13 protein-coding genes and 1 other RNA gene are annotated in these 11,158 nt (G+C 41.2%); 4 read left to right on the forward strand and 10 right to left on the reverse strand.

The features are described 5' to 3' along the window. Nucleotides 1-30: 30 nt before the first annotated feature. On the forward strand, nucleotides 31-354 hold the full coding sequence (locus D9X91_RS08540) for a hypothetical protein (protein WP_121680202.1): 324 nt from the start codon (nucleotides 31-33) through the stop codon (nucleotides 352-354). Between the two features lie 58 nt (nucleotides 355-412). Then, nucleotides 413-1,180: a hypothetical protein gene (locus tag D9X91_RS08545; protein ID WP_121680174.1), complete on the forward strand. Its 768-nt coding sequence runs from the start codon at nucleotides 413-415 to the stop codon at nucleotides 1,178-1,180. A 49-nt stretch (nucleotides 1,181-1,229) separates the two neighbouring features. Here D9X91_RS08545 and D9X91_RS08550 read toward each other — a convergent pair whose 3' ends face one another. The 4 genes from D9X91_RS08550 to D9X91_RS08565 all read right to left on the reverse strand — a co-directional run bounded on the left by D9X91_RS08550 (nucleotide 1,230) and on the right by D9X91_RS08565 (nucleotide 4,682). Beyond that, nucleotides 1,230-1,676 (reverse strand): hypothetical protein, encoded by a 447-nt coding sequence (locus D9X91_RS08550; RefSeq protein WP_121680175.1) that lies wholly within the window; start codon nucleotides 1,674-1,676, stop codon nucleotides 1,230-1,232. A 163-nt stretch (nucleotides 1,677-1,839) separates the two neighbouring features. Further along, a complete protein-coding gene (locus D9X91_RS08555; RefSeq protein WP_121680176.1) occupies nucleotides 1,840-2,586 on the reverse strand; it encodes a VOC family protein in 747 nt (248 codons plus the stop codon). Nucleotides 2,587-2,659: 73 nt separating this feature from the next. Beyond that, nucleotides 2,660-3,688 (reverse strand): alpha/beta hydrolase, encoded by a 1,029-nt coding sequence (locus D9X91_RS08560; protein ID WP_148709058.1) that lies wholly within the window; start codon nucleotides 3,686-3,688, stop codon nucleotides 2,660-2,662. 94 nt (nucleotides 3,689-3,782) lie between these two features. Then, nucleotides 3,783-4,682, reverse strand: coding sequence for an EamA family transporter (locus tag D9X91_RS08565; protein WP_121680178.1), 900 nt, complete (start codon nucleotides 4,680-4,682; stop codon nucleotides 3,783-3,785). A 157-nt stretch (nucleotides 4,683-4,839) separates the two neighbouring features. On the opposite strand from D9X91_RS08565, the gene D9X91_RS08570 reads away from it, so the two are divergent. Both D9X91_RS08570 and D9X91_RS08575 read left to right on the forward strand, forming a co-directional pair. Then, nucleotides 4,840-5,292, forward strand: a complete 453-nt coding sequence (locus D9X91_RS08570; RefSeq protein WP_121680179.1) for an HIT family protein — start codon at nucleotides 4,840-4,842, stop codon at nucleotides 5,290-5,292. Continuing rightward, entirely contained in the window at nucleotides 5,285-6,097 is an 813-nt protein-coding gene (locus D9X91_RS08575; RefSeq protein WP_121680180.1) for a protein phosphatase 2C domain-containing protein, read from the forward strand. Before D9X91_RS08570 ends, D9X91_RS08575 begins: the two co-directional genes overlap by 8 nt. A gap of 48 nt (nucleotides 6,098-6,145) precedes the next feature. Here the strand turns inward: D9X91_RS08575 and D9X91_RS08580 are convergent, their stop codons facing one another. The 6 genes from D9X91_RS08580 to D9X91_RS08605 form a co-directional block, all read right to left on the reverse strand. Then, entirely contained in the window at nucleotides 6,146-7,276 is a 1,131-nt protein-coding gene (locus D9X91_RS08580; protein WP_121680181.1) for an NADH-dependent flavin oxidoreductase, read from the reverse strand. A gap of 411 nt (nucleotides 7,277-7,687) precedes the next feature. Continuing rightward, nucleotides 7,688-7,882, reverse strand: a non-coding RNA gene (gene ssrS, locus D9X91_RS08585) — 6S RNA. Nucleotides 7,883-7,935: 53 nt separating this feature from the next. Then, nucleotides 7,936-9,195 (reverse strand): ATP-binding protein, encoded by a 1,260-nt coding sequence (locus tag D9X91_RS08590; protein WP_121680182.1) that lies wholly within the window; start codon nucleotides 9,193-9,195, stop codon nucleotides 7,936-7,938. Between the two features lie 72 nt (nucleotides 9,196-9,267). Next, nucleotides 9,268-10,257, reverse strand: coding sequence for a bile acid:sodium symporter family protein (locus D9X91_RS08595; RefSeq protein WP_121680183.1), 990 nt, complete (start codon nucleotides 10,255-10,257; stop codon nucleotides 9,268-9,270). 150 nt (nucleotides 10,258-10,407) lie between these two features. Further along, complete coding sequence (locus tag D9X91_RS08600; RefSeq protein WP_148709059.1) at nucleotides 10,408-10,617, reverse strand: hypothetical protein; 210 nt, start codon at nucleotides 10,615-10,617, stop codon at nucleotides 10,408-10,410. 162 nt (nucleotides 10,618-10,779) lie between these two features. Continuing rightward, the gene (locus D9X91_RS08605) at nucleotides 10,780-11,022 is read right to left on the reverse strand and encodes a hypothetical protein (protein WP_121680185.1); all 243 of its coding nucleotides are present in this window, start codon (nucleotides 11,020-11,022) and stop codon (nucleotides 10,780-10,782) included. Nucleotides 11,023-11,158: the final 136 nt, after the last annotated feature.

Below are 11,158 nucleotides of genomic sequence, written 5' to 3' on the forward strand. Positions count from 1 at the left end.
ATTTCTCAAGAACAAGACTGCGGCTGCGGAGTGGGTGACCAAGCAGGTGTAGCTCAAGAACAAGGGTGCACAAACATCGTCAGCCAACAAGTTTGCGTAGAGGCAGTTGTTACGATAACACCGAATGTCACTCCAGGTGACCCGATGGTTGCGTGTGTAGGGTTACCAACTGTAGGGACTACTTGTGCCGACCTTGGATTCACACCAAGTACAACGATTCCTGGTTCTTGTACAACCACTTTCGCCCAAGTTCTTTGCGTGAATATGCCGCTTACCTTTAATGCTGATGTACAAGCTACTCCAGGTCAGGTTGGCTGTGGTCCGGCTTTCAATACACCGAACTGTCCAGTCTAATTAAAATCGATATTTCAACCTTAACCTAATGTATTTCTTTAAGAAAGGAGTTGATTACATGGCCCCTAGTGAAAATGACACTGCCTTGCAGCAGGACCAAGGATGTACAAATACAGTCAGCCAACAGGTGTGTGTGGAAGCAGTGGTCACCATCACTCCTTCAGTGACACCTGGACTCCCAACTGTCAGCTGTGTCGGTCTTCCAATCGTTGGATCATCTTGCGCGGATCAAGGTTTTACACCTAGCACCACCATACCACCTTCATGTACGACGACATTCGCGCAAGTGCTTTGTGTGAATGTACCACTTACCTTCAATGCGGATGTACAAGCAACTGCTGGCCAGGTCGGCTGCGGTCCGGCATTCAATGCGCCGAATTGTCCATCTGCCTGCACGCACACAATCGGGTTTTATCAAACCCATCCAGAGGTTGTAAATGCACTGATAACTGCTGCAGGCGGCTCGATTATCCTCGGCATTGACAGTATGGGATTAAGCTTGACTGCTACCACTCTCAATGCAGAAGCCATTTTGTCGGTCATGGCCCCTATACCGCCTACACCTGCAAATCCACCGTTCAGAGGACAATATCGTGCCTTATATGCACAACTGCTGGCAGCAAACCTGAATATTTTAAGAGGAGCGACATGTTCATTTGCCACTGAGACCATTTCGGAAGCAAATACCTTTCTGGCGAACTCACCACCAGCAGGCATGGCGGGAGCACCAGATCTTACAGTGGCACTCACGGCATTCAATGAAGGGTCAGCTGCGGGATGTCCGGCCCAATGCCTTTCTCAGGAACCTGGCTGTAATTGCAATTAATAACCTCAAAAAAACAGACAGCACTACTGCCGTCTGTTTTTCCACTCGACTAATGGCCGCAACCACAGTCATGATCATCCGGGTGCCTCGGGCAAGGTCCGGTATCTCCATCCTTGCAAGCCACTTTTTTTGGTTTGACAATGGCTTCGGCAGCGAATTCCAATGGGATCTCGATGCACAGCTTTTGACTGACCATGAAACTGCATGACTCATCATCATGGTGGTGCTTCGGGAAACAATCTGGCTGAATTTTAACCTTTTTCCGATACATTGGATCGTAACGTCCATCCGGGTGATCGAGTCCTTTATGAGGACACACTTCCGTCTTTCCACAAATGACCTTTGGTTCGTCCCCGAGTCTTACATGAGGCTTGATCGTTACTATTGCTTCCACACAAACATTTTGATGGACTACAGAGAAACATTTCGTTGTTTTTCTGCTATCCTCATCGACAAGTTCCATACCCATTGATTCTTTTTCTATTTCATCCGGCATAACCAGAACAGTCCTTTCTAATACTTAAAATGATGATCCTTACTTATAATTATTAAATGTATTCAATTAGGACAATGAGTTAGGCAGGAATGGAAATTTCAAAAAATGGGTGAAAAACAATGGCAAGACCCCTTCCAAAAAGGGTCTTGCCATTGTTTTTTCGTTATCCATTTTTCAGGACGATATTTTCAATCATCATTTGCTTCCCTTCAAAGTCAGCATTTTCACAATCCAAAATCACTTCAACTGTAAATGCCTCTGCGTCGATGAAATGAATGGCCTGATGATCAAGCCAAATCGAAAACATCTTCTCTTTATCCTGGTATGTATCAAAAAGAATTTTTAACATTTCTTTATCATTTGACGTCAATTTCCCATAAATCTTGATTTCTTTAACTCCTTGAATCTGGTTGTCACGACTGTTGGGATACATAAATTCCTGTATGTCCTGTTTACTTTGTTCATCATCTAACTGCTGCAGGAAAAATTGAAATGGCATACCCTCGAGTTTTTGGAGATAAGCATTTTTCCATGGCATCCTCTTGGTTAACTGCTTGAAGAACCATTTATATTCCAGCGTTTCAGGCTTCGTTATGAGAAGCCCCTCGTTTTTCAAGCGCTCATAGGTCTCTTCGATATCATCAACTTCAAGGGCAAATCCGATCAGACCACGATGCCCGTTATTATATTGTTCAGTCCAATCATCTATCCATCCTCCGCCGTCCTTCGTTTTCAATCTGACAAGCTCCAAATATTCATTTCCCACCCAAATATTCGATACCTTAAACCCTTTTGTCCCTTTCCCCCACTTCGGGACATATGGGAGTCCGAGAGAATGAATCTTTTTGATGAATCCTTCATCTTCTTGGATTGGTTTGTCCACATTCACGACTAAATGATCAATTTTCAAACTCCCCCACACCTCATCCTCAATCTCTTCTTCCTAAAAAGATTAGACATAAAGTTTCATTTTCCTGCAAAACCTACATAATTTGCGTATCAAAAGTATTTTGGTCCCTTGAGGCCCGACGGACTTTCTCCAACCAAGCAAAAGTATCATCATTATATTCATCCTCCCCGACAACTTCATGCAAAGCAACGTGCTCCCCTTTTTCGACAGTCCGGAGCTTTGTGAATGGATGTCTTTGCTTGGCATGGATTTGAGAAATGAGTTGATAAGAAGCATCTGCATCCTCTGTGCCATGCCAGAATAGGATGGGTGTCTCACATGATTTAGTAAAGACAGTTTCCATTGGATGCTCTTGCCAAGATATGCTTAAGTGTCGTTTCCACATAACAGGCAGGAGGACTCTGGAAAGGATACGTGGATACCCCATCCAATGATGGAATTTGTCAATAAAGACATTCATTACGGGTATAAAGGAAGAATCAAGGACAAGGGCGTCGATTTCTTGGTGTTCAGCATCGACACATGTAAATAATGCCGTACCACCCCCATAGGAATAGCCCATGACACTGATGAATTGATGATCCTTTTCACGTGCAAAGCGGACAACAGATGTTAAATCATCCCGCTCCATGATCCCGCACGATGCGATATGTGAACGGTCCCGACTGCCAAGGGGATATTCAAAGGTCAAGATTGAGTACCCTTTTTGGAGGAAATATCCGAATTGTTTATAGCTTGGAGCACCCAACTGCTCCTTCGACAAAGAAAAACCATGGGAATAGATGATGATCGGATTTCCTTCCACCGAAACATCTGACTGAAGATACCATCCAGAAATAGGACTTCCATTTGAACTTTTAATGATAATATTTTCATAGTCCAATCCCGCTTCAGTCAATGGATCACTCTCTGCAGAGGCCATTTCCGAATTAATCACGCCTTGCATTGTATAATCATATAACCATAAGATTCCGATTCCATATAAAATAAGAAAGGCAATGCTTGCAATCGCATACCACCCCCACCATCCACCAAATAAAAGGCAGCCTGTCCAACCTAACGCTGGCACAATCCAGATAGACCTGAAAATCCATTTCATCATGAAAACCTCTATTCTATTATGGGATTTAATAATAGACTACCATAATAGAAAAACATTATTAACATATTTTTAATAAATTGGATATTCATGGTTTTTATTTTAGATTTTTTACCTTTAATGTTTCTAATTTCAGATAGGGAGAAGCAATGGAAAATAGTATGATGAAAACGCCTATCCATTGAAAAAAAGAAACCTTTTCATGGAGGACTACCATAGAAAGCAAGACTGCTACAGGCAATTCTGCTGCGCCTAATATACTGCCTAGGACTGAACCAATCCTGGGCATTCCATATGCAAATAAAACCGGTGGTATAACGACACCGAAGATCCCCAGTAGAACCCCTTTTGTTCCAAGGTTGATAAATTGTGCAGTATTAGGATGCATAAGACTTGGGCTGAAAATGATGATGACAATCAGGAAACTACCCGTTACCATATGGTAACTTCTCTGAATTGATGGCAAATATGAAAAGATGTGCGCATTTGTATGTATAAATAGGGTAAACGAAATCGCAGCAGCCAAACCAAGCATCAGTCCTGCACCATCAATGATTCCACCTTCAAGACTATTGCCAGTTGTGCCACTGGCAAGAAAGGTGCCTATCAATAACATTGCAAGAGTAAAAATGGTCTTCAAATTTGGCAGCCTCTTTTGTAAAAGACTATTTAACAATATTCCCATCCATGTAAACTGGAAAAGCAAAATTATTCCTAGTGAGGCACTCACCGTTTGCAGTGAAAGGTAATAAAAAATACCAACCAATCCTGTTGGAACACCTGCAAGCATTAATTGCAGCCTTTCTTTCCATTTTAATTTTTCTAAATCTCTATTCATAATCATTAAAAATTGAAGTATTAGCCATCCTGAAAAAAATTGGCCAATCGTTACAATTTCAGGAGGTATTCCTTCTTTATAAGATATTTTTACAATGGTGGACAATATCCCGTATGAACATGAACCAACCAAAACTGCTATTCCAAACTTGATTTTCAATGTCTTCTTCTCCTTTTACCCATTTGATTGCCTAATCGTTAATTTTATCAGGATGTACTTGGTTGATTCAAAATATATTTCAACATTAGAATATTCTTCCAATCCCCCTCATTTTATAGGATAATCAGAACAATAGCATCTTAAGGGGGAATGACATTTGGTAAATTGTTTTATTTGTGATAAGCACGGCGGGAAAATTGAAACTTCAGGCGTCAAGATTTATGAAGATGAGTATGTATATGTAGGACACATCGATCGCAGCGGCAAACCGAACTACCAGGGACATATCATGATCGATCTGAAGAGGCATGTCCCCACGTTGGGGGATATGAATGTAGAAGAAGCCAAAGCATTTGGTGTAATGATGTCGCGAGTGAGTAAAGCCTTGATGGAATCCGAAAAGGCAGAGCATATATATTCACTCGTATCAGGCAATTCTGTTCCTCACTTGCACATGCACATCGTCGCAAGGTACCCTGGAACACCTGAAAAGTACTGGGGGCCAATGGACGTTTACGAATGGGAGGGTGCACCCATGGTAGACAACCTTGAAATCACAGCGTTATGTAATCGGATTAAATCGTATTTAAATGAAGATGGCCATGAATAGAATCCATAAAGAGCTGGATTGGGTGGGAAGCCGGGAACCCTTTGTTGATCAACCGGATATACAAGTCCTTGATCAAATTGCGGTGGGGCGTTATGGAGGAAACTCTTCCTCAGGACAATATAAAAATGAGGACGGCTGCCTCGTATGGCAGGATGGCAACCATGACTGGGAGCTCGCTGTCATTCTTGATGCACATATGACAGCAGAAAGCGCTGAAATTGTGATTGAGCAAATTAAAAAGTGGGAGCCGAAATTTCAGCACATCCTGACTTCTTCTCCTTCCCATACCTTATTCAAATACTTGGAAGTAAGCGTGCTGAATATGTTTCAAGATCAAGAATTCCTTTCAAAATGCAGATCTGTCCAAGGGGAAACGGCATGTTTAATTGTTGTGAGAAAAGATAAATATTTATGGTGGTTCTCTATTGGAGACTGTGTTCTCTATATGCATCATCCCGATCTGACTGTACTTGGGCAGTATCAGGTGAACCAGCGCCAGTTCTTTGAATGGGTTGGACAGGTCAATACGTTTGAACTGGATGTACCATGCTACAGCTGCGGTACAAAAGAATTGCGAAAGGGCAGCAATCATATTTTTATGACGACGGATGGATTGATCGAATGTCCCCGTGATCCATATTCCCATCCTTCCCTCATCTTCAGAGAATTTAATGGGGAATCCATCGAAAAGGCATTATCATCTATTTTTTCGAACCTTCAAGATATGGGTGTGCGGGACAGTACGACCATTGTTACTTGGAAGGTTGAAATTGAAAAAGAAGCCAGTATCCCAAGTGATGTATAATCGCCAAATCAAAAAGCTGCCGGGACGAACCGGCAGCTTTTGAATGTTTTATTCCACCCCTGGAAACCAGCCAGGAGTGTTGATAATTGCCTTCCAAAGAGGATCGGGAACGACCAAACGTTCTTGAGCGTTCAGGTCAAGCTTTGTTTCAATTTCATCTTCACGGCCCTGTTCCACTTTTTCTACCCAATCGGGATCGATGATCAATTCACGGCCAAGCGCAATTAAAGGAACGCCGCTTTCAATTGCCGTCATCGCATCGTTTGCAGAATAAATCGAGCCGACACCAATGACAGGAACATTTGCCCCCACGCGTTCCTGAATCAATTCAACCCTAGCTTTGTCCCCATTCGCCCCTCTTCTGGCTTTGGACCAGAAATTCATGACAGAGACATGAAGATAATCTAAATTTTTCTTTGCCAGTTCATCAATGAGAGCAAATGTTTCTGTCATCGTGATGCCGGATGTCTCGGGTTCTTCCGGCGAAAAGCGATATCCGACCAAAAATGATCCTTTCGCATGATCGACGACTGTTTTTTTAATCGCGTCGACGATCGCTAATGGAAATGCCATTCTTTTTTGAAGGCTTCCTCCCCATTTATCATCACGTTGGTTCGTATTCGGCGAGTAGAACTGCTGAATGAGGTAGCCGTTGGCACCGTGGATTTCCACTCCGTCAAAGCCAGCTTCGATGGCTCTTCTTGTCGCTTCCGCAAAATCATGAACGATTTTTTCTGTCTCTTCCGTCGTCAATGCCCTAGGTTCTTTGCGACTGCCATTCTGAGTGGATTTTATAGTCCCGGCGCTGACAACATCCCCATCCGGCACTAAGTCTGGTGGGCATTCACGGCCCCCATGGAAGATTTGCAAGACTGCTTTTGCACCTTTCCCTTTTATTGTTTCAGCAAGCCGCTTTAAACTTGGAACCATTTCATCACTGTCCGCACCGAATTCGCCGGGAAATCCTTTTCCACTCCGGCTTACATAGGCACATGCAGTAATAACCATACCTGGGCCGTTTGATCTGCGTGCATAGTACCTTAATTCAGCATCAGATACTGTCCCATCAGAATTGGATAAAAAGTTTGTCATCGGCGCCATGACAATGCGATTCTTTTGATTTATACCGGATGGCTGAAATTGAAAGTCTTCAAATAATGGCTTGTAAATTGAATTCATTTCTTACTCCCTTCTAAGCGAATCATCGCTTTTTAAATTGGCTCTATCCGGAAAGTTTGTTTTTACTTATCAATAGTTGTGCAAGGTTGATATCCTCGAATAGGATGCCCGCGTTCCAAGTGTCGTGCGGTCAGCCCTGCGGAGGCTCGCGCAACTCCAGAATTCATTCTTTTCTTTCGAAAAATAATAAAAAGAATAAACCTTTAGAAAAACACCTTAAATTAAACATTTATTATTATTTCAACTTACTATTTATTCATTCTAATACGTTTCGTAAGTAAATTACTAAAAATATGCTCAAACTAGATATGACCCAAATCACATCCAGCCCTGCACTTTAGTGACAGGCACCATTAATTTAAACAACTAAAAAACCAGCTCCGCATGGAACTGGTTTTCAGCAAATAATTTAAGGTAGCCGCTTTTGCCGTAATTAATATAAGAAAGTTTTAAACCACCACTCCTCAAAGTGGGTGTTCGCAGAAGCTCTCCTGCATGTCCTCCTTGTCGTATAGACAGAGGCTTGTCATTCCTGCTTCAATTAAAACTCCCTATTACAGCTTAAAGGTTAAAACTTTATTATCGTTACGAACAACGCAGCTAGTAATAAGTATAATACTCCACATTCCGATAAATATCAAATAAATTTTTTTTGCATTTTATGACAAATCCTCAATAAATATTTGTGGAAAACTAATGGTCACTTTTGTCCCCTTGTTGACCTCACTGCTGATCGCAACCTTGCCTTTCATCGCATGGATAAGCTGAAAGGAGATGGTCATCCCGACGCCAGTGCCCTTCTCCTTCGTCGTATAAAAAGGGCGCCCAATATTCTTTAATTGTGCTTTTGACATCCCTTTTCCTGTATCAGTTATTTCGATATAGATCCGGAAATCATGCGCGAACGTTTTCACGGTAAGAATCCCATATGACTCCATTGCTTCGATTCCATTTTTAATAATATTGACCAGCACTTGTTTAATTTCATCTTTATTCCCTTTTATGTATAGTTCCTCTTGAATATCTGATTTAATGATGATGTTTTGAATATTTGAATAGGAGGTCATCAATTCGATCGTTTTATTGACCTCTTTTGAAATATTGACGTCCGTCAACTCTTCGGTATGCGGTTTGGCCAATGCCAAATAGTCGTTGATGATGGATTGGGCGTGAGAAAGCTCATTCAAGGCGATATTGATATAGTTTTTCTGAGAGTTCAGAAGGTTATGATCATCTCTCATTAATTGTAAAAAACCATTCACGGATGTCATCGGATTCCTCACCTCATGCGCGACGGATGCTGCCAATTGGCTGATGACATTCAGCTTTTCTGCACGCTGAAGCTCTTCTCTGATCGATATTTGCTGATTGACGTTTTCAATGACAAAGACAACCAAAATCAAGCTAACCCAGGAACAACCATAAAAGATAAACATAAAATGTATTTGTTCAAATCTTTCCATAAGAATGAGTGTGCCTGCAACCATGAAGGTAATCAGCCAAAAAACTCCGCTCACCACTAGCAATTTCATTTTCATTCTCATCAATTTATATTTTGATGAAACAAATGACATCAACACAGAAGCCAGTGAATAATTCAACAAAATCACATAAAATCCATCTCCGCCAAGGAAATACCGATATGCAATAAGAATTGCGGAAATCATAATACCAGGCGTGACACCACCATAAAAGAATGCAATCAAAAATGGGATCATTCGAAAATCATAATAATACCCTTTTGAAAATTCCACTGGAAACGTCATCGTCATAACCAGCATGATGGCTAAAATAATGGTCAGCTTTGAGCTCGCTTTGCGCCTTTGAATTGCTTTTTCATGAAAAAACAAATGATAAATCAACATCGGGAAAATGACAATCAATACCTGATAAACGATATGTTGGATTTCATCCAGCATTCTTCACATCTCCTGATCCTAAATAATAGGACATATACCCTATATTTTCGCCAAAATATCAGGGATTCCCTTTTATTTAGTCAATGTTTTTTCATAGCTCAAATTCTCCTTATCTTGATTATTGGAAGACAAATAAAACTTGTGAAGCATCCCCCCTGTAAATGCCGCCAATATTTGTTGAAAGAGCATGCCGGCCACGACAGGAACCGATACTTGGATAGGAAAGTAAGTAATGGCAAGGACAGCTCCTGCACTTATGTTTCTCATTCCACTGTTGTATGTCAATGAGACTGAAGATGGGGCATCTGCCTTCAAAATCTTTGCTGCCAAGAAGCCTATGAAATAGGATGACATGGCAAGAATAAATACAACGATCCCAATCGACAACAAGCTCGCGCTTAAGCTTTTTAAGTATGGGGCAATCGCAGAGCTATTGATGGCCACTACTACCCCAATGGCAATCTTTGAAAATGGGGAAAAGAATGGACTAACCTTTTCAGGAATCTTCCCTTTCGAAAACTGATTGATCAGCATCCCAAAGACGGAAGGAATGACTATCAGAAAAAATAATCCTTTCATGATATCCGCTGAATTCATTTCCACCGCTGTACCGACAAATAAAAATAAAACCAATGGAACCATAAATGGCGATAATAATGTATCAAGCAGAATTATGGATAATGTCAAAATGGAATTTCCAGAATAGATGAATACCCAGACCAAGCTCGTTATCCCTGTTGGAATTAAAAAAGAAAGAATGAGACCGATCCTCGTATAAAGATCATGATGAAAAAATATCTCACCGGCAGCAAAAGCTAATAATGGCATGACGATATGTAGAATGCCAAGGCAAACAAACATGGGCAAGGGATGGAAGAAAACTCTCTTTAAATCCTGAAAGCTGGAGTTCAAGCTTCCTGCCAAGGTCATGAATGCAAAAATCCAAGGTACCCAAAAAACAAACGTATAAAGATCCTTGGAGAATACAATTCCCATTATGACTCCAAGGGGAGTGATAAAAGGCATGATTTTCTGAAGGAATGCATTTATAGAAATGAGCATCTTGGCATCTCCTTTTGATATTTCGTGTTGCGAATAATCTTAGTTTTCCACTCAACCTCATGAATGTCAATATAAAAAGTTGGCCGTGTTAAACACTATGTGTTTTTTTTATCAAAATTAAGAGAACTTCTGTCTTTGAAGTTCCCTTGTCTATTTCTTTTCCATTATAGTCCCTTTCTGATTCCCTTCAAATCGATTCTCGCTCATAACGGGCACCTTATCCGCTTTCTGGTGCCCTTTATTTCGATTCTCAATTCCGACGGGCATCAGAATCCCGTTCTGGTTCCCTTCATTTCGATTCTCACTCCCGACGGGCTTCAGAGTCCCATTCTGGTGCCCTTCATTTCGATTCTTGCTCACAATGGGCACCTGATCCCCATGCTGATTCTTTCCATATCAACTAGAATCGATTATGACAACCTTGAGCTTCAATGCCCTAGAACTGGACAAGGTCAAACTCCAACAGCTTACCTGCCCGTCACCCGCGCCACACCCACTGAACCTCCTACAGTGCGAACCAATCTACTTATCCTTTTCAACATCAGGAAATTTCACAAAAAAAGGCTTTCTAATAAATTCTATGGCAAGTATATTTTGAATGATGAAAGTACGACGCTGTTTGCGCAAAAAACAATATGCCTTTATATATTTTTCATCAATGGATTCAACCTTTATAATCCGTTGTGTTACTTTCCCAAATCTGTCTATATAGAACAACATGACAGGATCTTTTGACATAGCAGCATACATTAATAATTTCTCCATGATGTCCCTCCAACATTTGATTAATTACCATTATATGCAAACATATGTTCCGATAAACCTATTTCCAGCTGATCAATTGAGTAGGAGGGAGTGATTAACTCCCGACCTCTCACACCACCGTACATACGGTTCTCGT

Source organism: Falsibacillus albus (genome assembly GCF_003668575.1).
Classification (GTDB): Bacteria; Bacillota; Bacilli; order Bacillales; family DSM-25281; genus Falsibacillus; species Falsibacillus albus.

Bases quoted from the DNA above. Each gene is read 5' to 3' on its own strand.
- D9X91_RS08545 (WP_121680174.1), top strand. From the start codon at position 413: ATGGCCCCTAGTGAAAATGACACTGCCTTGCAGCAGGACCAAGGATGT.
- D9X91_RS08550 (WP_121680175.1), bottom strand. From the start codon at position 1,676: ATGCCGGATGAAATAGAAAAAGAATCAATGGGTATGGAACTTGTCGAT.
- D9X91_RS08560 (WP_148709058.1), bottom strand. From the start codon at position 3,688: ATGATGAAATGGATTTTCAGGTCTATCTGGATTGTGCCAGCGTTAGGT.
- D9X91_RS08575 (WP_121680180.1), top strand. From the start codon at position 5,285: ATGAATAGAATCCATAAAGAGCTGGATTGGGTGGGAAGCCGGGAACCC.
- D9X91_RS08580 (WP_121680181.1), bottom strand. From the start codon at position 7,276: ATGAATTCAATTTACAAGCCATTATTTGAAGACTTTCAATTTCAGCCA.
- D9X91_RS08590 (WP_121680182.1), bottom strand. From the start codon at position 9,195: ATGCTGGATGAAATCCAACATATCGTTTATCAGGTATTGATTGTCATT.
- D9X91_RS08595 (WP_121680183.1), bottom strand. From the start codon at position 10,257: ATGCTCATTTCTATAAATGCATTCCTTCAGAAAATCATGCCTTTTATC.
- D9X91_RS08605 (WP_121680185.1), bottom strand. From the start codon at position 11,022: ATGGAGAAATTATTAATGTATGCTGCTATGTCAAAAGATCCTGTCATG.